We start from the raw sequence: 25,657 nt of genomic DNA on the forward strand, positions 1-25,657 counted from the left end.
GAGCCCCTGTCGTTCCCGTATCCGAAAGCGGATACGGGACGGCAACGCCGTGTTCCCTTGACTGGGCGCATGGCAACAGGCATCACGATCTACGGGTGCGGGCAGGACGAGGCCGCCCTGTTCCGGGACAGGGCGCCCCGCTGCGGGGTGACGCCGACGATCACCGGCGCGGCGGTGTCCGAGGCGAACGTCCGGCTGGCGTCCGGCAACCGGTGCGTCAGCGTCGCCCACGGAACCCCTGTGACCGCCTCGGCGCTCGTCGCGCTCAGCCAGGTCGGCGTGCGGTACCTCTCGACCCGCAGTGCGGGCTTCGACCACGTCGACGTCGAGTGCGCCGAGAGCCTCGGCATCACCGTCGGCACCACGGCCTACTCGCCGGACGGCGTCGCCGACTACACCGTCATGTTGATCCTCATGGCCGTGCGCGGCATGAAGTCGTTGCTGCGGCGGGCCGACCGGCACGACTACCGGCTGAACCCGGTGCGCGGCAGGGAGTTGCGCGACCTGACGATCGGCGTGGTCGGAACCGGCCGGATCGGCGTCGCGGTCCTGGACCGGTTGCGCGGCTTCGGGTGCGGCGTGCTGGCGTTCGACAACCGGCCGCGCAACTCCGCCGACTACGTGCCGCTGGACGAACTGCTGCGGGTCAGCGACGTCGTCACGCTGCACACGCCGTTGAACGCGGGAACGCACCACCTCCTCGACCGCGACCGCATCGGGTCGATGAAGAGCGGTGCGATCGTCGTCAACACCGGCCGCGGTGCGCTCATCGACACCAAGGCACTCGTCGAGGCGCTGGACAGCGGCAGGCTCGGCGGCGCGGCGCTGGACGTGCTCGAAGGTGAGGAAGGGATCTTCTACACCGATTGCCGCGCAAGGAAATTCGACGACGAACCCGTGCGGCGGCTGCAGGAGATGCCGAACGTGGTCGTCAGCCCGCACACCGCCTACTACACCGACCACGCGCTGAGCGACGTCGTCGAGAACACGCTCATCAACTGCTTGAGCTTCGAGAACCGGGGGACGGCATGACCGAGGTGAGGATCGGGATCATCTTCGGCGGGGCTTTCGAGGAACACCCCGTGTCGGTGAAGTCCGCGCGGGAGGTCGCGCGGCACCTCGACACCGCGAGGTACGACCCGTACTGGATCAAGATCACCCGCGGCGGCGACTGGAGGCTGTGCACGGGGCCCGACGCCGGGGACGGCCGCCCGGTCGTGCTGTCGCCGGAGGGGCTGCTCGTCCTGGAAGGCGGCCGGTTCGAGGTGGTCGAGCTGGACGTCGTGTTCCCCGTGCTGCACGGCAGGCTCGGTGAGGACGGCGCGGTGCAGGGACTGCTGGAGCTGTGCGGCATCCCGTACATCGGTTGCGACGTGCAGAGTTCGGCGGTGTGCATGGACAAGGCACTCACCTACGTCGTCGCGCGCGGTGCCGGGGTCGCGACACCGAACTTCTGGACCGAAGCGCCGGCGGACCCGGCTTACCCGGTCTTCGTGAAACCGGCCCGGTCGGGGTCGTCGTTCGGCGTGACGAAGGTGTCCGCGGAGGGCGAGCTCGGCGTCGCCCTGGAGGTGGCCCGCCAGTACGACTCGAAGGTCCTCGTAGAGGAAGCCGTGGTGGGCAGCGAAATCGGTTGTGCGGTGCTCGGCAACGGTGACGACCTCGTCGTCGGCGAACTGGACAGGGTCGCGCTGACCCACGGGTTCTTCCGGATCCACCAGGAGGCGACGCCCGAAACCGGTTCGGAGAACTCGGCGTTCATCGTGCCCGCGGACATTCCGGCGGAGTCGCGCGACCTCGTCCGGGAGACCGCGAAGACCGTCTACCGGGCGCTGGGGTGCTCGGGCCTGGCGCGGGTCGACCTGTTCCTGACACCGCGGGGGGAGGTGGTGCTGAACGAGGTGAACACCATGCCGGGTCTCACCTCGTACAGCCGCTACCCGAGGATGATGGCGGCCGCCGGGCTGTCCTTGACCGACGTGATCGACCGGCTGGTGTCGTTGGCGCTGACGGGAAAGCTCAGGTGAACGCCGACTTCGCTTTCGTGGACGTGCCGGGGATCCGCTGGGACGCCAAGTACGCCACGTGGGACAACTTCACCGGCAAGCCCGTCGACGGCTACCTGGTCAACCGCGTCGCCGGCACTCGCGCGCTGGTGAACGCCCTCGAAATGGCGCAGGAGAAGGCCGAGTCGCTCGGCTTCGGCCTGCTGCTGTGGGACGGCTACCGCCCGCAACGCGCCGTCGACCGCTTCGTGCGCTGGGCCGCGCAACCCGACGACGCCCGGACCAAGGCCCGGTTCCACCCGCGCATCAGCAGGGCCGAGATGTTCTCCCTGGGGTACGTGGCGGCCAGGTCCGGGCACAGCCGCGGCAGCACCGTCGACCTCACGCTCTACTGTTCGGCGACTGACGAGCTCGTGCCGATGGGCGGCGGCCACGCGAGCACCGCGCCGTCCGCCGTCGACCAGACCAGCTCGACCCTCGTGGGCGTCGGCCGCGTCTGCTCGACGGGCAGGCCCGGGTCGGGCATCTCCTTGAAGAACAGGGCGGTCGCGCCGTGCTCGCCCTGCCGGCGGGTGGCGAGGGTGAGCGCCTGCGCGTTGGCGTGGTCGAGCGAGAGGCCGGCCTCCGACGCGCCCGCGACGATGCCGCCGCGTTCGGAGCCGTTCTCGTCGTTGAAGACGGGTCCCTGGCGCTGCTCGGCGGGGATCACCTTGCCGCCGATGAGGATCGGGGGCCGCCGCGTTCGCCGGGACAGCGGTGAGGTCATGCGGGCAGTCAACCGGTGATCGCCGTGATGATCACCGGGGCGGGCCGGAGTCGTCGTGGTGGGGCTCGCCCTACGGCGCCGGGTGCAGGCCCGGGCCCGGTTCGGCGCTCGGGGCGATGGGGGTGGGGCTGAGCGCGGTGTCGTCCTCACCGTCCTCGAGCAGCGTGGCGGCGGCACCGACGACGCGCACGTCCGGCGTCCCCACCACGTCGGGATCCTTGTCGTCGTAGTCGAAGCGGGCCAGAACGCTGCGCATGGCCTCGATGCGGGCGCGCTTCTTGTCGTTGCTCTTCACGACCGTCCACGGCGCGATCTCCGTGTCGGTGGAACGCAGCATCGCGACCTTGGCCTCGGTGTAGTCGTCCCAGCGGTCGAGCGACTTGATGTCGTTGGGGCTGAGCTTCCACTGGCGCACCGGGTCGATCTGCCGGATGACGAACCGGGTGCGCTGTTCGTTGCGCGACACGGAGAACCACAGCTTCACCAGCAGCACGCCGTCCTCGACCAGCATGCGCTCGAACTGCGGCGCCTGCTTCATGAACAGGTCGTACTCGGCCTGGGTGCAGTAGCCCATGACGTGCTCGACGACCGCCCGGTTGTACCAGGACCGGTCGAACAGCACGATCTCCCCGGCCGTCGGCAACTCGCGGACGTAGCGCTGGAAGTACCACTCGCCGCGCTCCCGCTCGGTGGGCTTGTCGAGCGCCACCGTGCGCGCGCCGCGGGGATCTAGGTTCTCGATGAACCGCTTGATGGTGCCGCCCTTGCCGGCGGCGTCCCGGCCCTCGAAGAGGATCACGATCCGCTGCCCGGTCTCCGCGACCCAGTGCTGCAGCTTGAGCAACTCGATCTGCAGCAACCGCTTGAGCCGTTCGTACTCGGGCCGCGCCATCCGTTCGGTGAAGGGGTAGTTCTCCTGCCACGTCAGCACTTCGCGGCCGTCGGCGTCACGGAGAACGGGCTCGTCGGCGTCGGGGAACTCCGCCGTGTAGCCCTCGACTAACAGGTCCGCGGGGTCAACAGTCACGTCGGTCACGAAAACGTACATACCCGACGTAACGAGACCGAAAACTACGCCGAACGGAAGCCGGCCGACGCACTTCGTGCCGTCATGAAGGCCTTGCCACGCCCGGGGAAACGCTGGTGCCGGCTCGCGTGATGGCCGGCACGGACGCCTTCGCCGAGGGCGCTCCCGCCGGACCTGCTCGGGGCGGCCGGTCAGTCCCGGGTGGACGTCGCCGCCGCGATCAGCGCGATCAGCTGCCGCCGGAAGTGGTCGTAGTCCTCCACGGCGCCGAGCAGCGTGTCGGACTCGCGCTCCTCGCGGCGGGCCGCGGCGAGGGCGCGGCGGCCCGCCGGGGTGATCTTCACCGAGGTGCGCCTGCGGTCCTTGGGGTCCTGGCTGCGCACGACGTGGCCGCCGCGGTCGAGGTGCTCGATCGTGCGGCTCATGGTCTGGTCGGTGACGCGGCTGAGCACGGCCAGTTCCCGTTGCGAGCGCGGGCCCTCCGCCAGGTGGTGCAGGGTGATCATGCCGGCGTGGGTGAGGCCACGGGTCGCCAGGAAGTCCTCGAAGCGCTTCTCGACGACGCGGGCCGCGACCGAGAGGAGCCTGCCCGTGGGCCAGGAGGCGACGTCCGCGCCCACCTGGTCCGGGCGGTCGGCCACCGCCAGCTCGTCTCCCTCGGCCACGGCCCCATCATCCCAGACCCACCCGGTCACCCCACGTCGGCACCGAACGGCATGCCGGTCACCGGCGTGTCGCCGCTGATCGCCGCCGCGATGGCCGCGGCCGCAGGCGGGTAGGCCAGCTCGCCCAGGCCGCCGAGCGGGGCGGTCGACGGCACGATCGTCACGTCGACGTCCGGGACCTCGCCGATGCGCGCCCACCGGTAGTCGCCGAACGAGGACTGCGCCACCTGTCCCTCCCGGACGGTGATCTGCGCGCCGAGCACCGTCGACAGCGCGTCCACCACGCACCCCTCCACCTGGGCGCGGACGCCGGACGGGTGCAGCGCCACGCCCACGTCCACGGCCGCGTGCACGCGCAGCACCCGGCGGGACGACGGCTCGGCGACGGCGATCACCGCGATCGCGGACCCGTACTCCTCCAGGCAGGCCACGCCGCGGGCCGTGCCGGGAGCCGGTGGCCTGCTCCACCGGGCGCGCTCGGCGACCTCGTCGAGCACCTGGTGCAGCCGTGAGCCCGCGGGCAGCAGGGACCGGCGCAACGCGACCTGGTCCAGGCCGGACCGCCTGCCGATCTCGCTGAGGAAGTTCTCCTCGGCGTACACGAACTGCCCCGCGTAGACGGACCGCCAGAACCCGGTGCGCAGGGGAGCGGGCCGTACCGCGACCGTGACGTCACCGGGCACGGCGTAGGGGAAGTGGTCGCCGCTCGCCTTGATCAGGGCCGGGTTCGAGAAGATCGGCAGGACCGTCAACGGCCAGGTGACGACCTCGTGCGCCCTCCGGATGGGCAGACCATCCGGACCGATCTCCGCGGACAGCCGGTGCACCGACATCGGCCGGTAGGAGTCGTTGCGCATGTCGTCGGCGCGGGTCCACAGCACCTGCACGGGCGCCCCGGCCCTCCGCGAGCACGCCACGGCCTCCAGCACCGGGTCGGGCTCGATGCGCCGCCCGAACGCGCCGCCGGACGCCGTCGTCTCCACCCGCACGGAGGTGGCGGGCAGGCCGAGCTGGCGGGCCAGCTGGGTGCGCAGCGAACCGGGGTCCTGCGTCGGAGCCCAGATGGTCACGCCATCCGGGCGGACGTGCGCGGTGGCGTTCATCGGTTCCATCGGCGCGTGCGCGAGCAACGGCATCTCGAACACCCGTTGCAGCCCGCCGACAGGGCTCTGCGCGGGCAACGCCGCCCGCAGGTCCGCGAGCCATGCGCGGCTGTCCGCGGTGGGAGTGCCGCCACGCCACGTGACCCGCAACGCGTCGCGTCCGCGCAACGCCTGGTGGGTCGACTTCGCGATCACCGCCACCCCGCCCTGCCCCTCGGCGGGCGCGGTCAGCGGCAGCACGTCGACGACTCCGGGCAGCGCACGGGTGGCCGCGTCGTCGATCGTGTCGGGCACCGCGCCGATCCACGGCGGCCGCGCGACGACCGCGACCAGACCACCGGGCGGTCGTGAGTCGATGCCGTACCTCGTGCGGCCGGTCGTGATCGCGCGGGCGTCCACCCGTCCGCCGCGGGTCTTGCCGAGCAGTCGCCACCGGTCCTGCGGGGTGAGCTCGACCGGCACAGTGGTGGGGTCGAGCGCGGCCGCGGCGCGCACGAGCGAACGGTAGGGAGCCCGTCCCCGGCGCGGGTGGTGGACGGCGCCGTCGCGCGCCGTGCACTCGGCGACCGGCACGCGCCAGCGCTCCGCGGCGGCCGTCACGAGCAGGCAGCGCGCGGTCGCGGCGGCCGTGCGGATCGGGGTGGAGAGCTGCCGCACCGAGGTCGAGTTGGCCACGCCCTGCGCGCCGAACCGTTCGGTGTCGCCGTGCGCCTGCTCCAGGGCGACGTCGCCGGGATCCACGGCCAGCTCCTCGGCGACCATCAGCGCGACCACCGTGCGCACGCCCTGACCGGTGTCCGGACGCGGCACGGTCGCCGTGACCCGGCCCGCGGCGTCCAGCCGCACGAAGACGTTCGGCACGAACCCCTCGGCGGCGAGCGCGGGCACCGGCACCGCGACCACCAGCGCTCCGATCCCCGCGCCGCGCAGCAACGTCCGCCTGCTGATCACCGTTCCTCCCTCATGATCCGGCTCGCCCGGCGCACGGCCGCGCGGATGCGGGGATAGGTGCCGCACCGGCACACGTTGTCCCGCAGGGCCTCCTCGATCGCCGCGTCGTCGGGGTCCGGGTCGCGGGCGAGCAGCGCCGCCGCGGCCATGACCTGGCCGGGCTGGCAGTAGCCGCACTGCGCCACGTCGAGCTCCCGCCACGCCCGCTGCACCGGGTGGTCCCCGTTGCGGGACAACCCCTCGATCGTCGTGATCGGGGTCTTCGCGCTGTCGGCCGCCGTGCGCACGCAGGGGCGTGCGGCCTGACCGTCCACATGGGACGTGCAGGCGCCGCACAGGCCGACCCCGCACCCGTACTTGACCCCCGTCAGCCCCAGTTCGTCGCGCAACACCCACAGCAGGGGAGTGTCGCCCTCGACGTCGACCTCGTGCCGTTCACCGTTGACGCGCAACAGATATCGGGCCACCGCGATGCCTCCTGATTTGTTCAGTGCGCTGAACGTATCACGACGAACCGTGCATAATGCTCAGCATGCTGAACGAACTGAGGCGGTCCCGTCACGGCGTGGTCGTCTGGGGTGTGATGGCGAGCGCGCTGCTCACCGGCCTGGTCTGGCTGCTGGGGCAGCGGCTGCACGGCGTAGTGCTGCTGCCCGATCAGGGGGCCTCCTGGTACTACTGGAAGCTGCCGGACCCGACCTTCTGGACCAGGGCGTCCGCCTGGGTGGGCTACGCCGCGCACCAGCTCGTGTCGTGGGGCCTGATCTACTACGCCCAGACGCGGATCCGGCGCTACACCACCGGCCTGCACCGCCTCAACGTCGTGGCGCTCGCCGCGAACGGCGGTTTCATCGCCCTGCACGCCCTGCAGACCCAGCTCTTCTACGACGGCCTGGCCCAGGACGTGTCGATCTTCAGCTCGCAGGGCTCGGTGGTCCTGCTGCTGGTCGTCGTCCTGCTGATGGAGAACCGCCGCCGCGGCCTGGTCCTGACCTGGTCCGCGCCGATCTCCGCGCAGGTCGTCGACTTCGCGCGCCGCTACCACGGCTACCTGTTCAGCTGGGCCGCGATCTACACGTTCTGGTACCACCCGATGGAGTCCTCGAGTGGCCACCTCATCGGGTTCTTCTACATGTTCCTGCTGCTCGTGCAGAGCAGTCTGATGTTCACGACATCCCACACGAACCGCTGGTGGACGCTGACCCTCGAACTGCTGGTAGCGGTGCACGGCACGCTCGTCGCCGTGATGAACTCCGGGCCGAACGGCATGTGGCCGATGTTCTTCTTCGGGTTCGTCGCGATCTTCGTGCTCACCCAGATGCACGGCGTCGGTCTGAGCGCCACCACGCGGTGGTGGATCGGCGGCACGTTCGTGGTGGCCGCGCTCGCGGTCTACTCCTGGCGCGGGCTCGGCAGGATCGACGAGGTGGTGCGGATCCCGTTGATCGAGTACCTGCTCGTGGGCGTGCTCGCCGTGCTGATCTGGGCGGGGGTGAGGCTGTCTCGCGCGGGACGGTCGTGACCGGTGCGGGTCACCTCCCGCTCCGCCTCACCCCGAGGAGCGCGTCGCCGAGGCGAGCAGCTTCGCGGCGACGTCGCGGAGCTTCGTGTTCGCGCGCTGCGACTGCTCCACGAGCATGTCGAACGCGTCGTCCGCGCTGCACGTGTGCACCGCCATCAGGACGCCCTTGGCCTGCTCGATGACGGCACGCGACTCGAGCGCCCGCTCGAGGTGCTCGACCTGGCGCTGCGACCGCTTCCACCGCTGCGCGTTGGTGATCGTGGCGGAGGCCGCCGTGGTGAAGAGCCGCATGAGGCCCTCGTCGAACGGGTCGAAGGCCTTGGCGCTGTAGCTGTAGATGTTGAGCGTGCCGATGTGCCGCGCCTCGGCGTTGTTCGACGCGGGCAGCACGACCGGCACCGACAGGTGGGCGCGGACACCGGCGGCCTCCGCCGCGGCTTCGAACTCAGGCCACTGCTCGCGGTGCTCACCGATCACCGCGCGCACCGGGGTGAGCTCGTGCGCCGACTCGAGGCACGGCCCGCGGCCGGCGTCGTACTGCGTCTGGTCGAGGACGACGAGCGTCTCGTCCGTCGCCGCCACCGTGTACGTCTTTTCGTCCGTGACCACGGACACGGTCACCACGTCGGCGTCGGGCACGGCTCTCGACGCGGTGTGCGCGACTCGCTGCAGCGCGTCCTCGATCGACTCCTCGCCGGTGAACGCTTCGTGCAGCTCCGTCAACGCCTCGGTGGTCTCGTCCAGGCGTGCCACCGCATCCGGGCGGTCCTCGTCGACCGGTCTCACGGATCCTGCCTGCACGTAGTCGGCCATGCCGCGGTGCCCCTTCGTCAGCTGTGGAGTCCACGGCGCCGGCTGCTTGACGCACGTGCAGCAGATCGTACGGCCACCCGCAAAGCGCGGTCGGATCCCGCGCAGGAACCGACGCCGGCGCCGGGCCGCTGCGATGTCTCAACGACCCGGTGCCGACGCCGGCCGGACCACCCGAGGGAAGGTCCTCCGTGCGAACACACGCGCGTGTTCGGCGATCTCTCAGTACCCAGGCGAGGCCGAGCTCACACCGGTCGGCGCGAGTCGGTGAGCCGGAGTGGAACCGAGCGGGGCGAGGCGCCCTGCCACCGTCCGGACACCCCGGCCTCACCGATCCGCGTGCGCCAGCCCACCACGTGCCTCGCGCGAGCCGTCCGCCCACGTCCGCGCGCCGAACCAGCGCGTCAGGTGGTCGTCCAGGTCCCGCTGGTCCTCGCCGATCCAGGCGACGTGGCCGTCGGGGCGCAGCAGGAGCGCGGGGGCGTCCACCTCCGCGGCCGGGTCGGCGACGAGGTCGACCCGGTTTGACCACTCCCCGGCGGACAGCGACCCGGTGCGGTCGAGCACCAGGCCGCGGCCGCGGTGGAGCCGGTCGTACAGGCGGCCCTGCCCGAGGGCGGTGTCGGGCAGGCGGCGGCCGAGCAGGTCCGGGCCCTCACCGAAGTCGTAGCGGACGCCGATCGCGGTGATCTTCTCGATCAGGTGCCGGTTCACCTCGTCGAAGTCCATCAACTCGGTGAGCAGCCTGCGGACGGCGCGCGGGCCCGCCTCGGGGGAGGCGAGCAGCACCTGGGCGCGGGTGTTGTCCAGGACGTCCTCGGCGACGGGACGGCGTTCGGTCTCATAGGTGTCGAGCAGCGTTCCCGGTGCCCAGCCGCGGATCTCCGCCGCGAGCTTCCAGCCGAGGTTGACCGCGTCCTGCAGGCCGAGGTTCAGGCCCTGGCCACCGGCGGGCGGGTGGATGTGCGCCGCGTCACCCGCCAGCAGCACCCGTCCGGCCCGGTAGTGCTCGGCGAGCCGCGTGGCGTCGCCGAAGCGGGAGAGCCAGCGCGGCGAGTGCACGCCGAAGTCGGTGCCGGCGACGGCGCGCAACGCCTCCGAGAAGTCGGCGAGCGTGGGCGGCGGTGCCGCGCGGTGCTCCCTGACCCCCGTCGCGGGGACGATGACGCGGTAGACGCCCTCGCCGAACGGCCCGAAGGTGAACACCCGGACCGTCCGCTGCACCTCGGCCACCGCGGCGGCGATCTCCTCCGGGGGTGTCGTGGCCTCCATCTCACCCATCAACGTGTCGGTGCGCGAAGGTTCGCCGGGGAAGCCGACGCCGAGCAGTTTGCGCACGGTGCTGCGCGCGCCGTCGCAGCCGACGACGTACCGCGACCGCAGCCGTTCCCCGGTGGAGATCACGACGGTGACGCCCTCGTCGTCCTGTTCCAGACCGGTCACGGCGGCGCCGCGGCGGACCTGCGCGCCCAGGTCGATCGCGTGGTCCTCGAACAGGCCGTTGGCGACCGGCTGCGGGATGCCCAGCAGGACGGCCGACTCGAGACCCGGCGGCGCCGGTTTCGGGATGGCGGCGAACACACCGCCGACCGGACGCCGCCTGCCGCGTTCGAGGAAGCGGTCGAGCAGGCCGCGCATCGCCAGGATCTCGAGACTGCGGACGTGCAGGCTCACCACCCTGGCGAACGACGGCACGGGTGCGGTCTCCGCCTCCAGCACGAGCACCCGCACGCCGTGGAGCCTGAGCTCGGCCGCCAGCACCGCGCCGGTCGGCCCGCACCCGGCGATCACCACGTCGAACAACGAACCACCTCGTCCTCGGTCCTCGATGTCGGCCGCCCAGTGTGGGGAGGTCCTCCGAAGGGCCGCAAGCGATATACGTCGGGTGGCGGACGGTGTTTCCGTTTCGCCCGAACGGGTATTCGGCGGTTCCCCTAGCTGCAGGACGGTGAGACGTGGCAACAACGCCATCGAAGGACCGGTGGAGTCCGACGGTCGGTGTGGAGGAGGAGTTCCTCCTCGTGGATCCGCAGACCGGCGCTCCGGTGAACCTGGCGGACGAAGTCGTTGCCATCGCGCGGGAACAGCTCGGGCTCGACCTCGAGCACGAGCTGACCGGGGCGCAGGTGGAGATCAACACGACGATCTGCCGCGACGTCGACCAGGCTCGTGGTGAACTGCTGGAGTTGCGCCGCAAGGTGGCGAGGGCCGCACGCGCCGCGGGGTGCCGGGCCATCGCCGTCGGGGCGCCTCCGCTGGGCGAGGCGACCGGCGAGGTCACCGACAGCCTGCGGTACCGGCGGATCGCCCGCGAATTCGGTGCCCTGGCGGAACAACAGCTGATCTGCGGCTGCCACGTCCACGTCGAGGTGCCCGACCGGGAGACCGCCGTGCAGGTGTGCAACCACGTGCGGCCGTGGCTGCCCGTGCTGGCCGCGGTCACCGCGAACTCGCCGTTCGCGGGTGGTGAGGACACCGGCTTCGCGAGCTGGCGTTCGACGGTGTGGTCGCGCTGGCCGGTTTCCGGGCCACCGCCGGTCTTCGACTCGTGGGAGCACTACGAGGAACTCTGCGACACCATGATCACGGCGGGCACGGCGCTGGACAGGGCGATGGTCTACTGGGACGTGCGACCGGCCACCGACCTGCCGACCGTGGAGGTGCGGGTCTCGGACGTCGCGGCGACCGTGGACGAGGCCGCCCTGCTGGCGGCGCTCGTCCGGGCACTCGTGGCGCAGGCGGTCGTGGACGTCGAGCGCGGTGTGCACGCCGAGCCGGTTCCCCAGGAGATGTTGCGGCAGGCCTGCTGGAGCGCGGCCAACGAGGGGCCGCGCGGCACCGTCCTCGACGTGCTCAAGGGCGAGCCGCGGCCGGTGCGCGAGCAGCTCGACGACCTGGTGCGGCGGCTGACCCCGGTGTTCGAGGCGAACGGTGATCTGCCTGCGGTGCAACGAGGTCTGCGGCTCCTCGACGGCGAGGGCGGTGGCGCCGAACGGCAGCGCAGGGCGTTCCGGGGCGGCCGGGTGGAGTCGTTGCTGGGCCTGCTCGACGTCGACAACGCGGACCGCGCCGATCCACAGGAGACCACTGCCTGCTGAGACCCGCGTTCACGTTGCGTACCATGTCTTGTACTCGCCGGGGAGCGAGGACAGGAACAGCGTCCGAGGCCAAACAGCGCGCCTGCGACGCATGGCAAGAAGGTGGCCATGAGCGCGTTCGGCGTGCAGGAGCAGACTCCTGACGATGACCTGAGGACCCTGTTCGGCGAGTCCTCGGCTGTCTTCGCGACTTTCACGGGACCGGAGCACGCGGTGGAGGCGGCCAGCCCGGCCTTCCTGGCCGCCTTCGGCGAGGAGCACGAGCACGGTGTCACGGCCCTGCTCGACGAGACCTACCGCAGCGGTGAGACCCGCACCCGCCGGGACGTGCGGGTCGTGCGGGGCTCCGGTCCGCACGAGCGCGAGGCGTTCTTCGACCTCACCTGCGAGCCGCGCCGCACGGCCGCCGGCGACCTGCTCGGTGTGCAGGTGATCGGCGTGGAGACCACGCAGGTCAAGCACGCCCAGCGGCTGACGGCCGAGCACCGCGCGCTGCTGGAGCAGATCGCCCGGCAGGCGCCGCTGTCGGAGGTCCTCGACGGGATGGCCCGGTGCATCGAGGAACTGGCGCCGGAGGAACTGCTGGTGTCGGTCCTGCTCGCCGACCCCGACGGGCGTCACCTGCGGCACGGCGCCGCGCCGAGCCTGCCCGCCTTCTACAACGAGGCCATCGACGGGATCGCCACCGGGGAAGGGGTCGGCTCCTGCGGAACGGCGGCCCACCGCCGGGAACCGGTGATCGTCACCGACATCGGCACCGACCCGTTCTGGGACGACTTCCGCGACCTGGCGCAGCGGGCCGGTCTCGGCGCCTGCTGGTCCACGCCGATCCTCGCGCGCGACGGCGGCCTGCTGGGCACGTTCGCCATGTACCACCGGACCGCCCGCGTCCCGCAGGACAGCGACCTCGCGCTGATCCGGCTCTTCGCGGGCACCGCGGCGCTGGCCATCGAGCGCCACCACCTCGAGGTCGCGCGCCAGGCCGCCGACGCGCGTGCGGAAGCCGCACGGGAGGCACTGGCCCTGGCCGTGGAGGCGGAACGGGAACTGCGCGCCGAAGCCGAGCGCCGCGCGGACGCCGCCGCGGAGCTCGCCGCGCAGATGCGCACCGCGGCGGCCGAGCAGGCGCGGTCACCGCATCCCGAACTGTGCCAGCTGGGCGGCAGGGCCGGGTGCGCCGAGCCGGCCGAGATCAAGGTTGCCGACTCGTGGGGCGACTCGGCCTGGGGCTGCGCCGTCCACGTCGAGGAGGCCCTCATCCACGTGCGGTCGGTCTTCATCGCGGGCGAGGAGCTCGGCGGGCTGGGCGCGTACCTGAACCGCTGATCCGGGTCAGCGGCCGGTCGTGTGCGTGAGTCCCGACAGGTCGAGCACCCGCGCCGGAGCCCCGGTCGCCACCAGGGACAGCGCCCGGCCGTGTTCCCTGGCGCACACGATCGCCTGCAACAGCAGGGCGATGCCGGAGCTGCTCAGGTAGCCGACGCCGGTGAGGTCGACCTCGACGGGCTTGTCGTCCCGCGCGCGGACCCGTTCCAGCAGCGGCGGCCGCAGATCGTCCACAGTGGAGACGTCGAGGTCGCCGGACAGCAGGATCACCTGCGTGTGCCCGGCTTCACGTTCGGACAGTCCACTTGCGACGCCCGCGGGTCGCGGCGGCGCGGGTTCGGTGCGCGTGTCGGGCGAGACGGGCACGTGGAAGCGGATGGTGGTGCCGTCCTCGCCCACCTGCAGGTCGTTCTCGTCGGAGACGGCGCGGATCATGCTCAGACCGCGGCCGCGGTGCCCCTTGTCCTCCGGGGGCGGCCGCCACCGGCCCTGGTCGGTCACGGTCACCCGCACGCCGGCGCCGGTGCTCTCGAGCGTCACGTCGAACGCGCCGGCCCCGTCCGGGTAGGCGTGGTCCACCACGTTCGAGGCGGCCTCTCCGAGCGCGAGCTCCAGGTCGTAGGAGGCGTCCTCCGACAACCCGGCGAGACTTGCCCAGCCCGTCGCGGCCCGGCGAAGGGGTGCCAGCTGGTCGGCCGTGGCGGGGAGCCGCACCTGCAGCGGGGGAGGCAGGTGCCGTGCCACGACGAGCGCCACGTCGTCGGACTGGCCGTCCGCGAGCATCGTGTCGATGACGCGCCGGGTGAGGGAGGCCGGGTCGAAGTCGGAGGTGCCCTCCGCCGTGGCGGTCAGCCTGCGCAGCCCGTCGTCGAGCACCTCGTCGCGGCGTTCGACCAGGCCGTCGGTGTAGAGCAGGACCGAGGCGCCGGGCGGGAAGGCGGCCGTGTGCTGGCCGGGCGGCACCGATTGCCCCGCGCCCAGCAGGGGCCCGGTCTCGGTCGTCAGCAGGCGGGCGCCCGACCCGTCGACGACCACGGGAGGCAGGTGTCCGGCGGACGCCCAGCACAGCTCGCCGTCGTCCCAGTCGAACACCAGGCACGCGCAGGTGCTGCCGGCCGCGCCGTGCACGCGCGCCGCGAAGGCGTCGAGCCGCCGCAACGACTCCGCGGGGGAGTGGCCGTCGAGCAGGTAGCTCGTCAGGGCGCTGCGCAGCTGGCCCATCACGGCGGCCGCGGTGGGACCCTTGCCGACGACGTCGCCGACCGTGAGGGCGACGCGGGTCTTGCCGATCAGCACCACCTCGTACCAGTCGCCGCCGATCTGGGAGTGCTCGGCGGCCGGCAGGTAGCGCGCGGCGGTGGCGAGGCGGGGCAGGGCCGGGAGTTCGCGGGGCAGCAGGCTCTCCTGCAGCGCGGCCGCGATCTCGTGCTCGCGCTGCAGCCGCAGCTCGCGTTCGGCTTCGGCCCGCTGGCGCTCGGTGACGTCCCTGCCGATCGCCTGCAACCCGGTCGGCGTCGACTGGACGCTGAGGTCCAGGGCGATCTCCGTGCCGTCGGCGTGGCGCATCGCGACGACCTGGGAGACCGAGAGGTCCTCGGGCAGGCCGTTCACCAGCAGGTCGGCGACGGGTGTGCCGATCAGCTCGTCGGAGCGGTAGCCGAGCAGGTGGCCCGTGGCCGGATTCGCGGCCACGAACCGCAGGTCGTGGTCCAGCAACCAGATCGCGTCCGTGGCGCGGTCGACGAGCAGGCGCAGGCGCTCCTCGCTGTCGCGCAACGCCCTGTCGGCGTGCACCCGCTGCATCGACTCCCAGCAGCGGTTCACCACGACCGACACCAGATCGACCTCGTCGGGGGTCCAGTGCCGCGCGGTCGCCTGGTGCACCGCCATGGCCGCGACGAACCGGCCGGCGCGGAACAGGGGCAGGCAGATCACCGCGCGGATGCCCGTCACCCGGTAGGCCGCGTGGTCCTCGGCGTCGAGCCGCCGGTCGTGCAGGGCGTCGTCGACCACCCACGGCTCGCCCGCGCGCATGGCCGCGAGCGCGCCGTTGCCGAACTCCCGCATCGCGAACCGGCCGGGCAGCGGCGGCAGGCCCGTGGCGTGGTCGCCGCTCATGACGAAGTGGTCCTCGTCGGCCTCCGTGCGGGCATAAGCGCACCTGTCGACACCCATGTGCTCACCGAGCAACCGGGTGGCCAGCGCCATCAGCTCCTCCGCGTCGTCGAGCCGCTGCGACTCGCGGTCGAGCACGTCGAGGAACCGCTGCCGCTCTTCCGCGGCGCGCCGGGCCGTCACGTCGACCAGCACGCCGCTGCGCAACGTGCCGTGCACCCGTGCCGTCTCCGTCAGCCACACGAGGTCGCCGCCGGCCGTGCGGACCCGGTAGACCGACTCGTAGTCGGCGTCCGAGGTCCAGCGCAGCCGCTCGCTCTCCTCGCGGTCGTCGGGGTGGGTGACGCCCGTCCAGAAGCCGGGGTCGAGCCACCGCTGCCTCGGGTGGCCGAGCACGCGCTCGACGGAGCCCGACATGAACGTGACGGCGCGGCTGTCCGCGTCGCCGCGCCACACGACCAGCGGCAGGTCGTCCAGGAGTCCGGGTTCCGGTTCGTTCATCGCGCACCGCCTCCAGCACGGCTCCCGGAGTTCTGGGCCATACCGCGGTGCTCCCTCGTTCGTCGGGCCGGAGTTCACGGCGCCGGCTGCTCAACGCGCGTCAGCCGCATCGTACGGCTGCACTGTCATTACCCCGGAGAGGCTGGTTCCACGCCCTCCGCCGGTTGAGACGCCCGGCCGCGGGTATGCGCAGCGCATGCGTCTTGGTGTGCTGGACATCGGGTCGAACTCCGCGCAGCTGCAGGTCGTCGACGTGCGCCCTGGTGCGCCGCCCCTGCCCGCCCACTCGGTGAAGGAGCCGACGCTGCTCGGCGAGGAGATCGAGCCGGACGGGTCGATCAGCCCGGCCGGGGTCGAGCGGGTGGTCAGGGCCGTGGGCGGCGCGGCGGCCGCCGCCTACCGGCACGGAGTGGACCAGCTGTACCCGTTCGCGACCTCGGCCGTGCGCGACGCGGCCAACCGCGACGAGATCGTCGACCGCATCGAGGCCGAGGTGGGCCTGCGCCCGCAGTTCCTGTCGGGCGAGCACGAGGCGCGCCTCACCTACCTCGCCGCGCACCGCTGGTACGGGTGGTCCGTCGGCCGGCTGCTGGTGCTGGACATAGGCGGCGGGTCGATGGAGATCGCACTCGGACGGGACGCCGATCCCGAGCTCGCGTTGTCGCTGCCACTCGGCGCGGGCCGGCTGACGAGGGCGTTCCTGCACCACGACCCACCCCGGCGCGGAGAGCTGAAGGCGTTGCGCCGGCACGTGCGCGAGACGCTGGGAGAGGTGGTGGACCGGCTGCGGTGGGAGAGCGTGCCGCGCCGGGTCGTCGCCACGTCGAAGACGTTCAAGCAACTCGCCCGGCTCGCGGGCGCGCCGCCGCAGCGCGAGGGCCCGTTCGTCCCGCGCCACCTCAGCACCGACGACGTCCGCTGCTGGATCCCGCGGCTGGCGGCGATGTCGGCGGCGCAGCGGGGGCGGTTGCGCGGGGTTTCGCAGTCGCGTGCCCGGCAGATCCTTGCCGGTGCTGTTGTCGCGCACGCCACCATGAGTGCCATTGGGGTGGAGCGGTTGCGGGTTTGTCCTTGGGCGTTGCGTGAGGGGATCATGTTGCGGCACTTGGAGACCACAGTGGACAGTGCTGGGGAGTTGCCTTTGCAGCCTTTGGTGCGCATGCCTGAGGAGGGGACGGTCACCCAGTTGCATCAGCGGTGAGGGTGGCTGGTTGTGCGGGTCGCGGCTTTGTGGGTCGTTGCTGTTGCGGGCGGCATGCAGCAAGAGCTATGGCGCGACTCGTGATGGGCGTCGCAGTGATCGGGCGTGCCCTGCGACATGCGAGCCGCCACCAACGCTGCCCGTGCGGGCCGTCACCGATGCGGGCCGGTCCCGCTGCGGTGCGGGGGAGTCGCCTCCCCCGCAACCCGTTCCACTCAGCCCGGGACGTTGCGCGGGTCGCGCTCGCGGGGGTACGTGTTCCGCTCGCCGATCGTGCCGTCCTGCTTGCGGATGATGTGCTCGACACCTCGCTCGGCGGCCATCTCCCGGCCCTTGGCGCTCGCCGCGTCCTTGGTGTCGTGCGTGCTCGACGCCTGGGAGTTGCCTTCGACCTTGTTCTTCCAGGTCCCGTTCTCGTGGTAGGTCTCGACATCGCCCTTCATCGCGGCCTCCTCGCCGGTGGGGATCGTGGTGACGAGGGGAGGATGCCCACGATCAAGATCTTCGACACCCGGCCGTCGGTTCGCGGCGCGTCGCTGAAACGCCGCGCACGTGATCGGCACCCATCGGGTGATCTTGCCCGCCTCGGGTCGTGCGGATCCGCCGGAGCGTCCTTACGGTCCAGCCTGCGGTCGTCAGGCCGCTGCACCACCAGGGCATGCCGCCCGCTCACCTGTCCAGCGGCGCGCCCTGTCCACGTCACGGACGAAAGCCCCCGCCGGACAGGCGCTGCTGCAGGCGAGAGCGAGGCGGTGTGCGAAAAGGGACATGCTTCATCTCCGTGGCAACTTCGCCGGTCGTGCCGTTCTCGTCGCCGTCTCCGCGACGGCCTTCGCCACCGCGGCAGGCACCGCCTCCGCCTCGGCGCCGGTCGACTGGGACCGGATCGCGCAGTGCGAGAGCGGCAACAACTGGTCCACCAACACGGGCAACGGCTACTACGGCGGACTCCAGTTCAGCCAGTCGACCTGGCAGGCCAACGGCGGCGCGGGCCGCGCCGACCAGGCCTCCCGCGAGGAGCAGATCCGCGTCGCCGAGAACGTGTTGCGCACGCAGGGGATCGGGGCCTGGGGAACGTGCGGGCGGCGTGCCTCCGCGGGCACGTCGCAGCCGGTCCGCCAGGGACAGCGGCCGGTCTCCGGCCGTGCCGTGCCGCGCGCGGTCCCCGTGGCACCGGCGGCCGCGCCGTCCACCAGCAACCCCGACGGCGACTACACGGTGAAGGACGGCGACACGCTCAGCCGCATCGCCGAGGAGCTGCGGATCGAGGGCGGTTGGCAGGCCCTGGTGGCGAAGAACGCGAAGTTCCTGACGAACCCCGACCTGATCAGGCCGGGCGACAAGATCGCGACGAAGTGACGCCGGTCGGCGGGTAGTACCGCAGGGCTTCGGGCGCGGGACCTCAGCGGGGTCCCGCGCCCGAGGTGTCGGTGGGACGTGCGCCCTTGAAGCCTCGTCCACCTGAGACGACCGGGGGACATCTCAGGTGGAGGTCAGGGGGAAACCCTGATGGCAGGGCGCCCGGACACGGGCAGGCTGGAGTCTGTCAGGGGAGATCCGCAGTTCGAGGAGAGCAATGACTGAATCCAGGTCCGAGACCGCCCGCACCGCCGTCGACTCGGTGGTCGACGCCGTTCGCGGGCTGGTCAGCGAGGGCATCAACCGTCGCGTCGTCGTGCGCGACAGCAAGGACGACGTGGTGCTGGAGGTGCCGGTCGCGATCGGACTGGTCGCGGCGCTGGCCGCTCCGGTGGCCACGACGATCGGTGCCGGTGTCGCGCTCGTCGGCAAGTGCGGGATCACGCTCGAGAACCGCGAGCAGCCCGCCGCGCCCGGCGACCAGCCTGCGACGACGGTCGAGGCCGAGCGGGTGTGACCGGGGGCCGCGCTTGATCGCGGCGGGGGATCGGCGGCAGCGGCGGCACTTCGGTGCCGCCGCTGCCGTTCGTGTGCGGGCAGGGGTGTCGCACCCGCGAGCGGCTCAGGCGGGCATGTGGCGTTCGAACCACGCCAGCACCCTCGTGAGGAAGTCGATCTGCGCGGGGTAGCCGCGCACGCCGTGTCCCTCCTGCGGGTAGACGACCAGCGCCGACGGCACGCCGTTCGCGCGCAGGGCGCGGTGGAACTCCAGGGCCTGTCCGGGCGGTGTGCAGTTGTCCAGGGCACCCGCCACGTTGAGGCACGGGGTGCGCGCCTTGCCGGCGTGGACCACCGGGCTGCGGTCGAGGGTGCGGGCCTCGCGGTCGTCCGGGCTCGGGCTGAGGAAGCGGGCGCCCCACGCGGCGATGTTGCTCGTGAGGTTCTGGCTGCGCCAGTCGGTCACCGGGACGATCGGCACGGCCGCGGCGAACCTGTCGTCCTGGGTCACGAGCCAGGACGACATGAAACCGCCGTAGCTCCCGCCGATCAGGCCGATCCTGGTGGGGTCCGCGACGCCGCGGTCGACCAGCGCGTCGATGCCGGACAGGATGTCGTGGGTGTCCGCGCCGCCCATGTCACCGGCGACCATGCCGGCGAAGGCCTGGCCGCGGCCGGAACTGCCGCGCGGGTTGGGGTTGAGCACCGCGTAGCCGCGCGCGACCAGCAGCGGGACCCACTGGGAGCGCATCGACCACATGTCGCGGAACTGCCAGATCGGGCCGCCGTGGAGGTTCACGACGAGCGGGAACGGCCCGTCGCCGTCCGGGGTGCACAGGATGCCCTCGATCTCCAGGCCGTCCGGCGCGCGCCAGCTCACCGGTGTTGAGGTGCCGGCGACCGAGAGCAGGTGGTCGGTACCGGGGTGGGACGTGGAGGCGAGCACCCGGTCGCCGCCCCCGCCGGACAGCACCAGCTGCGGCGGGAGCCGGTAGGAGTCGTGGACCGTGCACACGCGGCCGTCCGCGGTGAAGGCGCCGTCGGTGTGGACGCCCGTGCTCCCGCCGCAGGCGACGGGCGTGTCGAAGACCTCGGACACGCCGCCGCTCGTGGTGTCGAGCACCCCGGCGACCGAGTTCAGGTGGCGTTGCCCGAGGTAACCGAGCCGCACGTCGTCGATCCAGTCGAGGCGGGTGACGTCGACGCCGCGGGTGTCGGCGCGGCGCGTCTCGCCGGACTCGACGTCGAGCAGCAGCAGGTCGCCCGCGACGAGCCAGCGGTCGCTGCACACCGCCTCCACGACCGCGACGACCCGGCCGTCGGGGGAGCCTGCCGGAAGACCGAGCTGGACCTCGCTGGTCAGCACGGTCCGCACGTCACCGCCGAGGTCGATCAGGGTGAGGGCCGCGTCGTACCAGTCGTCCTCGCCGGGGGCCGTGGAACTGATGGCCGCGACCCGGTCCGGTCCGCTCCAGCCCGCCTCCCAGCAGTTGAGGCCTTCCGGTGACAGCCGGCGCAGCGCGCCGGTCGCCGGGGTGTACACCCACAGGCTCCGCCACGCCTCGTCGCTCACCTCGTCCTCGACGTGCGGGTACCAGGGCTCTGCCCGGTCGGCGGCGTGGTTGGTGCCGGAACCCTGGCCGCCGGAGAGCTCGGCGCCGAGGCCCGCCACACCGAGCAGGACCCGGCTGCCGTCGGGGGACCAGTGCAGGTACTCGACGGTGCCGGGCACGGCCGGCGCGGGCTCCGCCTCGCCGAAGTCGCCGTCGGCGCGCAGGTGCAGCTGGAACACGCCGGGTACGGCCCGGTCCGCGAGGAACGCCAGCGTGCGCCCGTCCGGGGAGAACCGGCCGGAGCGCGCCGAGCCGCCGAGCGCCGAGACCTGCCGGAAGCGGCCGTTGGTGGCGGTGTAGAGCGCGGTGCGGGGCCTTCCGCACAGGCCGTCCAGGACGTCCGCGGTCACGACCGTGCGGGTGCCGTCGCGGGTCACGTGCGGTTCGCGCAGGTTCGACGGCTTGCCGAAGCCCGGCTCGTGCACGGCGCGCAGGTGCCCCAGTACGAAGTCGCCCTGCTCGGTGTGCGCCGTTTCCCTGGACGAGGCCATCCTGGACACTCCCTTCCCCCGGCGGACGTGCGTCTCCCGGCCGGGGCTTCCGGTCAGTTCGGGTAGGTCTGGCCGCGGTAGGCCGCGGCCAGGGTGCGCAGCTTGAGGCCGAGGTGCAGCACCAGGCGGTCGTCGCCGTTGTCGAGGCTGCACCCGGTGATCTGCTCGATCCGCTTGAGCCGCTGGTACAGCGTGGCGCGGTGGATGGTCAGCGAGTCGGCGGTGCGCTGGATGTTGCCCGCGTGGTCGAAGAACGTCGTCAGCGTGCCGATCAGGTCGGCGTGGTTGTCCGCCTGTTCCAGCGCGGCCACGGCGGGCGTGAGCGCGGTGGTCAGCAGGTCGTCCGCCGGCAGCTTAAGCAGCAGCTCGTACGGTCCGAGCTCGCCCCAGCGCGCGAGGTCTCCCGTGCCCGGCAGCAGCAGCGCGGCGCGGGCGGCCAGCGTCGCGTGCTCGTAGGACAGCGCGACCGACCTGAGGTCCGTGACCGTGTTGCCGAGCCCGAACGCGAGGCGGGCGGAGGGTTCGGTGAGGCGTCGCAGCCTCGTGGTGACGCGGTCGGCGATCGTGTCCACGAGCGCCCTCGCGGGTGGGTGCCGCTGGATCAGCAGGATCCAGCCCCGAGCGCGGTTCGCGACCATGAGCGCCACGTCGTCGGTGACCGCGCGGACACCTTCTTCCAGCGCGGCCTCGAACGCGACCTGGTGCGCGGCGGCGTCCTCCGCCGTGCGGCGCTGGACGGAGAGCACGGTGAAGTGGCCGAAGTCGTCCCCGAAGAGCTGCTCTGCGTGCAGGTCGGCGATCGCGAGCCCCCGCACGGCGGCGTCCGGTGAGACCAGCTCGCGGAGGATGGCCTCCTGACGTGCCTTCGAACGTTCGTGCAGTAGCAACCGCCGGTACAGCACCGTGCCCGCGGTGGCCGCGGCCTCGTCCGCCGCGGCGATCTCCGCCTCGGTGAACGAGCCGCCGGCGTCGATCAGCCAGAGGTAGCCGAGCAGCATCCCGTTGCACCGGACGGGAGCGCAGAGGCGGGGCAGGGCGTTCTCGACCGCGACGACGCCGGGACCGGTCCAGCGGGCGATGCCCTGGGCGAAGAGGTGTTCGACGACGGCGGGCTCGATGGCCCGGTCCAGCACCGACCGGATGCGGAGCGCGTCCTCGTCGCCGAAGTGGCGACTCGCGGCGATCAGGCGGATCGACGGGTCGTCGATCGCCACGGACCGCTGGAGGTGTTCGGCGAGTTCATCCACAATGGACTGGAGATCGGCATCGCTCACAACGCTCCCCTTCTGCCGATGCGTGGCGATCATCCCACCACGGTGTCGGGGCCGCTGGTCCTCTCGCACTCGCGAGGGAGGAGGGCGACCGGTGGTCGTACGCACAGTCGTTCGCCCTCCGCTCGTCCGGCAGACGTCCAGTCTGGTCGACGGGCCGGACACCGGCAGTCGGCAAACGTCGCGTCGCGGGGCCCGCGGGGACGGCATTTGTCGATCGGGTCCCTCCGCTGTCACCGGACCGGGGTGCCCGCGCCCAGCAGTTCGGTGTGCCAGCGTTCGAAGAGGCCCACCACGTGGGTCTCGCCGGTGCGCACCACGGTTCCGTCGAACCCCGACGTCCGGGAGGCGAGCCAGCCGAACCAGACCTCCTTGGTGCCGTCGCGCTGCTCGACGACGATGAAGTTCAGGAACGGCGACGGGAGGTGGCGGACCACCGCGGCCTCGTAGACCCCGGCGGACCCAGTGATGGCGGCCCTGCGGGCGCGGGCGAGGTCGGCGTGGTTCGGGCTGACCACCTCGCGGTAGGCCAGTCCGGACTGCAGGGCGGCGAGCAGGGCCCGGTCCCACGCGGATCCGGCGCCGTGGCGGGCGGCGACCTCCACCTTGGACGGTGAGATCCGGGTGTTCGCGACCGAACGAGCGGTGGTGACCAGTCCGGTGAGCGTGGCCATGGCCTCGTCGCCGGTCTGCTGGGTGAGCAGGCCGAACGCGGGCAGCCCCGCCTCCAGGCGCGCCGACTCCGCCCTCAGCGACCGTTCCAGCTCCGCCTTGAACTCCTCCTGCTGGAAGTACTGGGCGACGAGGAAACCCAGGCACAGGAACAGGATCGTGAGGCCGGTGCTGTGGCCGGTGCGGAGGTCGCGCGCCACTCCCAGGGCGGCCCACAGCGCGTCGACGGACGGCAACGCCATGCTCGCGACGCCGAGGAGGATTCCCACCGCGACGGACACCAGGCCACGCCGGGACCGCTTCCGGTCGGGCAAGGCGCTCACCTCCCGATCGTCGTCGACCTTCCCATCGCCCTACCACCGCATACCGCTACAGGGCACCCATTCGTGCTTTCGATGGACGAACCGCCCTCGTCGCTTGATCCCTTCGCGTCCAGTTGTTAACGTGCACAGCCGCTTGTGGCGCGGGTCACACGAGAACCGCGTCTTCGGCCTGCCTCGAGAACCGTGGCGACCGTCAACAACGTTGTTGATCCGCGCGAGGAGCCGGGATGCGATCGAAGTTCGTGGTGTCCGTGATCGTGTTGCTCGTGGCCGCGTGCGGCACGCCCGCGACCGGCCGGGAGACCAAACCGCCTGAGAGCGCTCTCGTGGGCGTCACGATGCCGACGACGACGTCGCAGCGCTGGACGAGCGATGGCGAGAACATCAAGCACAACCTCGAATCGCGCGGTCACCGGGTCGACCTGCAGTACGCGCAGAACGACGTGCCGACCCAGGTGAAGCAGGTCGAGAGCCAGATCGCCGCCGGCGCGAAGCTCCTGATCATCGCCTCGGTGGACGGCTCGGCGCTGACCAAGCCGCTGCTGATGGCGGCGGAGGCCGGGATCCCGGTGATCGCCTACGACCGGCTCCTGCGCGGCAGCCCCAACGTCGACTACTACGCGACGTTCGAGAACTTCCGCGTCGGCATCTACCAGGCCGAGTCGTTGCTGACTGGGCTGGGCCTGCGCAACGGCGACGGCAGCCCGGGCCCCGCGACGGGCCCGTTCAACATCGAGCTGTTCGCGGGCTCCGCGGACGACAACAACTCGGCGTTCTTCTTCAACGGCGCCATGTCCGTCCTCAAGCCGCTCATCGACAACGGCAAGCTGGTCGTGCGCAGCGGGCAGACGGAGTTCCAGGCCGTGACGACCCTCCGGTGGGACGGCGAGACCGCCCGCAAGCGCATGGAGGAGATCGTCACGACGGCGTACCGCCGCACCAAGGTCAACGGCGTGCTGTCGCCCTACGACGGCATCTCCCTCGGCATCCTCACCGCGTTGAAGAACAACGGCTACGCCCCCGGCCAGGGGTTCCCGGTCGTGACCGGACAGGACGCCGAGCTGGGGTCGGTGAAGTCCATCATCGCGGGGGAGCAGTACTCGACGATCTACAAGGACACCCGCGAGCTGGCGACGGCCACGGCGTCGATGGCCGAGGCGGTGCTGAAGGGCCGGACTCCGCCGCAGCTCAACAACCTCAACGATTACGAGAACGGCGTCAAGATCGTCCCGGCCTTCCTGCTGAACCCGGTGAGCGTCGACAAGTCCAACTACCACAAGGTCCTGGTGGAGTCGGGGTACTACAGCGACGACCAGCTCCGCTAATCGCGGGAGATCGGGAACCGCCCGCGCCGCCACTGCCAGTGGCGCCCGGCCTGGAGGTGGTCCACGACGGCGCGCTGCAGCACCGTCGCGCGCGGCAACCGGTCGAGCGGGGTCGTGAGGGTGCGGAACACGAACCGCAGCACCTCGACGTCCGCGTTGATCCCCTCCTGCTCCTCGTGCGGTTCCAGTTCGAACCTCCGCTGGAACCGCACGATGTTCGACTCGTCGGGCAGGTACTCCCGCAGTTGCGGGTCGAGCAGCCACGACCCGCACGAGAACGCCGTGTACCGCTCGTCGGGGAAGTGCCGCGGAAAGAACGCACGGGCCTCGTCCAGTGACGCCGACACGGACTCCGGCGTCAGCGGGCCGGAGTCGGGGATGTGCAGCGAGAGCGCGGAATCACCCCGGTGGTGCTGCAACCGGCCGAGCTCGTAGAGACCCCCGCGCGAGTGCAGCGTGAGCCAGCTCTGCATGACGGGCCAGCCCTCGCCGCGCATCCGCCGGTCGACGGCGAGGTTGCGGCCGAGGTCCGCGAGCGTCGTCCACGAGACGGCCTCGGCGATGCCGTGCGCCCGGTGGTACTCCAGCGCCACGTCCACCAGGGCCAGGTACGCGTACACGTAGAGGTGGCGCCAGGCGGGACCCCGGTCGCGCGGCAGCGCCGGGCCCGGCGACAGCCAGCCGTGGCCGCCGAGATCGGCCCGCACCAGGGCTGTGGAGCGGTCCAGCAGCCAGCGCAGCTCCGGGGTCCACAGTGGAGAGTCCGGGTCCGGCCAGGCCGCCATGACCTCGGCGGCGTCGTCGGGCGGGACGGCGAGGCGGTCGAGCATCGCCGGCGCGTCCGCCCTGGCGGGCAGGGGAACCGGGGGTCGGTCGCCCGCGAGGCGGTGCACTCGTTCGACTTCGGGAAGCGGAACTCCGAGCCGGGCCGCGGTGTCCTCCAGGTCCACGTGACCGACCCTACCGGGAAGGTCGCGGTGGTGTCGGCCCGTTCGGCGACCTGCCGCGACCAGG

The 25,657-nt window shown here is 71.9% G+C and carries 21 protein-coding genes and 1 pseudogene; 10 read left to right on the top strand and 12 right to left on the bottom strand.

Annotated features, from left to right (window positions below; genetic code table 11):
• Positions 1–69 precede the first annotated feature (69 nt).
• The 3 genes and pseudogenes from ND450_RS04780 to ND450_RS04790 form a co-directional block, all read left to right on the top strand.
• Positions 70–1,032: a D-isomer specific 2-hydroxyacid dehydrogenase family protein gene (locus ND450_RS04780; protein WP_253324934.1), complete on the top strand. Its 963-nt coding sequence runs from the start codon at positions 70–72 to the stop codon at positions 1,030–1,032.
• Positions 1,029–2,027 (top strand): D-alanine--D-alanine ligase family protein, encoded by a 999-nt coding sequence (locus ND450_RS04785; RefSeq protein ID WP_253324935.1) that lies wholly within the window; start codon positions 1,029–1,031, stop codon positions 2,025–2,027. The genes ND450_RS04780 and ND450_RS04785 overlap by 4 nt, the downstream gene beginning before the upstream one ends.
• Positions 2,024–2,437: pseudogene (locus ND450_RS04790) on the top strand (M15 family metallopeptidase); the annotation flags it as partial. The gene ND450_RS04785 and the pseudogene ND450_RS04790, both read left to right, overlap by 4 nt.
• Positions 2,438–2,842: 405 nt before the next feature.
• Here ND450_RS04790 and ppk2 read toward each other — a convergent pair.
• The 4 genes from ppk2 to ND450_RS04810 form a co-directional block, all read right to left on the bottom strand.
• A complete protein-coding gene (gene ppk2, locus ND450_RS04795; RefSeq protein ID WP_253324936.1) occupies positions 2,843–3,799 on the bottom strand; it encodes a polyphosphate kinase 2 in 957 nt (318 codons plus the stop codon).
• 191 nt (positions 3,800–3,990) lie between these two features.
• Positions 3,991–4,464, bottom strand: a complete 474-nt coding sequence (locus tag ND450_RS04800) for a MarR family winged helix-turn-helix transcriptional regulator (protein WP_245786576.1) — start codon at positions 4,462–4,464, stop codon at positions 3,991–3,993.
• Positions 4,465–4,490: 26 nt separating this feature from the next.
• On the bottom strand, positions 4,491–6,518 hold the full coding sequence (locus ND450_RS04805) for a xanthine dehydrogenase family protein molybdopterin-binding subunit (RefSeq protein ID WP_253324937.1): 2,028 nt from the start codon (positions 6,516–6,518) through the stop codon (positions 4,491–4,493).
• Positions 6,515–6,985 (bottom strand): (2Fe-2S)-binding protein, encoded by a 471-nt coding sequence (locus ND450_RS04810; RefSeq protein ID WP_253324938.1) that lies wholly within the window; start codon positions 6,983–6,985, stop codon positions 6,515–6,517. Before ND450_RS04810 ends, ND450_RS04805 begins: the two co-directional genes overlap by 4 nt.
• Positions 6,986–7,050: 65 nt before the next feature.
• Here ND450_RS04810 and ND450_RS04815 point away from each other — a divergent pair, with 65 nt between their 5' ends.
• Positions 7,051–8,040, top strand: a complete 990-nt coding sequence (locus ND450_RS04815; protein ID WP_253324939.1) for a hypothetical protein — start codon at positions 7,051–7,053, stop codon at positions 8,038–8,040.
• 27 nt (positions 8,041–8,067) lie between these two features.
• Here ND450_RS04815 and ND450_RS04820 read toward each other — a convergent pair whose 3' ends face one another.
• On the bottom strand, positions 8,068–8,853 hold the full coding sequence (locus ND450_RS04820; protein WP_253324940.1) for a GAF and ANTAR domain-containing protein: 786 nt from the start codon (positions 8,851–8,853) through the stop codon (positions 8,068–8,070).
• A gap of 324 nt (positions 8,854–9,177) precedes the next feature.
• Positions 9,178–10,653 carry an FAD-dependent monooxygenase gene (locus ND450_RS04825; RefSeq protein ID WP_253324941.1) on the bottom strand — a complete coding sequence of 492 codons (1,476 nt, stop codon included), beginning with the start codon at positions 10,651–10,653 and terminating at the stop codon, positions 9,178–9,180.
• A gap of 152 nt (positions 10,654–10,805) precedes the next feature.
• On the opposite strand from ND450_RS04825, the gene ND450_RS04830 reads away from it, so the two are divergent.
• Both ND450_RS04830 and ND450_RS04835 read left to right on the top strand, forming a co-directional pair.
• Entirely contained in the window at positions 10,806–11,948 is a 1,143-nt protein-coding gene (locus ND450_RS04830) for a glutamate--cysteine ligase (protein ID WP_253324942.1), read from the top strand.
• Between the two features lie 108 nt (positions 11,949–12,056).
• The gene (locus ND450_RS04835) at positions 12,057–13,274 is read left to right on the top strand and encodes a GAF domain-containing protein (RefSeq protein WP_253324943.1); all 1,218 of its coding nucleotides are present in this window, start codon (positions 12,057–12,059) and stop codon (positions 13,272–13,274) included.
• A 6-nt stretch (positions 13,275–13,280) separates the two neighbouring features.
• Here ND450_RS04835 and ND450_RS04840 read toward each other — a convergent pair whose 3' ends face one another.
• Positions 13,281–15,890, bottom strand: a complete 2,610-nt coding sequence (locus tag ND450_RS04840; RefSeq protein ID WP_253324944.1) for a SpoIIE family protein phosphatase — start codon at positions 15,888–15,890, stop codon at positions 13,281–13,283.
• 196 nt (positions 15,891–16,086) lie between these two features.
• Here ND450_RS04840 and ND450_RS04845 point away from each other — a divergent pair, with 196 nt between their 5' ends.
• Positions 16,087–17,091 carry a hypothetical protein gene (locus ND450_RS04845; protein WP_253324945.1) on the top strand — a complete coding sequence of 335 codons (1,005 nt, stop codon included), beginning with the start codon at positions 16,087–16,089 and terminating at the stop codon, positions 17,089–17,091.
• Between the two features lie 215 nt (positions 17,092–17,306).
• On the opposite strand, the gene ND450_RS04850 is transcribed toward ND450_RS04845, so the two are convergent.
• Positions 17,307–17,534 carry a DUF2188 domain-containing protein gene (locus tag ND450_RS04850; RefSeq protein ID WP_253324946.1) on the bottom strand — a complete coding sequence of 76 codons (228 nt, stop codon included), beginning with the start codon at positions 17,532–17,534 and terminating at the stop codon, positions 17,307–17,309.
• A 325-nt stretch (positions 17,535–17,859) separates the two neighbouring features.
• Between ND450_RS04850 and ND450_RS04855 the strand changes: the two genes are divergently transcribed.
• A complete protein-coding gene (locus ND450_RS04855; protein ID WP_253324947.1) occupies positions 17,860–18,450 on the top strand; it encodes a transglycosylase family protein in 591 nt (196 codons plus the stop codon).
• A 217-nt stretch (positions 18,451–18,667) separates the two neighbouring features.
• Entirely contained in the window at positions 18,668–18,967 is a 300-nt protein-coding gene (locus ND450_RS04860) for a DUF4342 domain-containing protein (RefSeq protein ID WP_089924610.1), read from the top strand.
• Positions 18,968–19,072: 105 nt separating this feature from the next.
• Here ND450_RS04860 and ND450_RS04865 read toward each other — a convergent pair whose 3' ends face one another.
• The 3 genes from ND450_RS04865 to ND450_RS04875 form a co-directional block, all read right to left on the bottom strand.
• The gene (locus ND450_RS04865; protein WP_253324948.1) at positions 19,073–21,052 is read right to left on the bottom strand and encodes a S9 family peptidase; all 1,980 of its coding nucleotides are present in this window, start codon (positions 21,050–21,052) and stop codon (positions 19,073–19,075) included.
• 53 nt (positions 21,053–21,105) lie between these two features.
• The gene (locus ND450_RS04870; protein ID WP_253324949.1) at positions 21,106–22,326 is read right to left on the bottom strand and encodes a CdaR family transcriptional regulator; all 1,221 of its coding nucleotides are present in this window, start codon (positions 22,324–22,326) and stop codon (positions 21,106–21,108) included.
• Positions 22,327–22,556: 230 nt separating this feature from the next.
• Positions 22,557–23,318: a hypothetical protein gene (locus tag ND450_RS04875; RefSeq protein WP_253324950.1), complete on the bottom strand. Its 762-nt coding sequence runs from the start codon at positions 23,316–23,318 to the stop codon at positions 22,557–22,559.
• Between the two features lie 227 nt (positions 23,319–23,545).
• Between ND450_RS04875 and chvE the strand changes: the two genes are divergently transcribed.
• Positions 23,546–24,643: a multiple monosaccharide ABC transporter substrate-binding protein gene (chvE, locus tag ND450_RS04880; RefSeq protein ID WP_253324951.1), complete on the top strand. Its 1,098-nt coding sequence runs from the start codon at positions 23,546–23,548 to the stop codon at positions 24,641–24,643.
• Here the strand turns inward: chvE and ND450_RS04885 are convergent.
• The gene (locus ND450_RS04885; protein ID WP_253324952.1) at positions 24,640–25,593 is read right to left on the bottom strand and encodes an acyltransferase domain-containing protein; all 954 of its coding nucleotides are present in this window, start codon (positions 25,591–25,593) and stop codon (positions 24,640–24,642) included. The two genes, chvE and ND450_RS04885, sit on opposite strands and share 4 nt — an antisense overlap.
• Positions 25,594–25,657 lie beyond the last annotated feature (64 nt).

This window comes from Lentzea sp. HUAS12, assembly GCF_024125735.1.
Taxonomy (GTDB): domain Bacteria; phylum Actinomycetota; class Actinomycetes; order Mycobacteriales; family Pseudonocardiaceae; genus Lentzea; species Lentzea albida.

Excerpts from the sequence above, each read along its gene's own strand:
- ND450_RS04865 (WP_253324948.1), bottom strand. The coding sequence starts at position 21,052 with ATGGCCTCGTCCAGGGAAACGGCGCACACCGAGCAGGGCGACTTCGTA.
- ND450_RS04860 (WP_089924610.1), top strand. The coding sequence starts at position 18,668 with ATGACTGAATCCAGGTCCGAGACCGCCCGCACCGCCGTCGACTCGGTG.
- chvE (WP_253324951.1), top strand. The coding sequence starts at position 23,546 with ATGCGATCGAAGTTCGTGGTGTCCGTGATCGTGTTGCTCGTGGCCGCG.
- ND450_RS04780 (WP_253324934.1), top strand. The coding sequence starts at position 70 with ATGGCAACAGGCATCACGATCTACGGGTGCGGGCAGGACGAGGCCGCC.
- ND450_RS04815 (WP_253324939.1), top strand. The coding sequence starts at position 7,051 with ATGCTGAACGAACTGAGGCGGTCCCGTCACGGCGTGGTCGTCTGGGGT.
- ND450_RS04835 (WP_253324943.1), top strand. The coding sequence starts at position 12,057 with ATGAGCGCGTTCGGCGTGCAGGAGCAGACTCCTGACGATGACCTGAGG.
- ND450_RS04785 (WP_253324935.1), top strand. The coding sequence starts at position 1,029 with ATGACCGAGGTGAGGATCGGGATCATCTTCGGCGGGGCTTTCGAGGAA.
- ND450_RS04855 (WP_253324947.1), top strand. The coding sequence starts at position 17,860 with ATGCTTCATCTCCGTGGCAACTTCGCCGGTCGTGCCGTTCTCGTCGCC.
- ND450_RS04845 (WP_253324945.1), top strand. The coding sequence starts at position 16,087 with ATGCGTCTTGGTGTGCTGGACATCGGGTCGAACTCCGCGCAGCTGCAG.
- ND450_RS04850 (WP_253324946.1), bottom strand. The coding sequence starts at position 17,534 with ATGAAGGGCGATGTCGAGACCTACCACGAGAACGGGACCTGGAAGAAC.
- ND450_RS04840 (WP_253324944.1), bottom strand. The coding sequence starts at position 15,890 with ATGAACGAACCGGAACCCGGACTCCTGGACGACCTGCCGCTGGTCGTG.
- ND450_RS04820 (WP_253324940.1), bottom strand. The coding sequence starts at position 8,853 with ATGGCCGACTACGTGCAGGCAGGATCCGTGAGACCGGTCGACGAGGAC.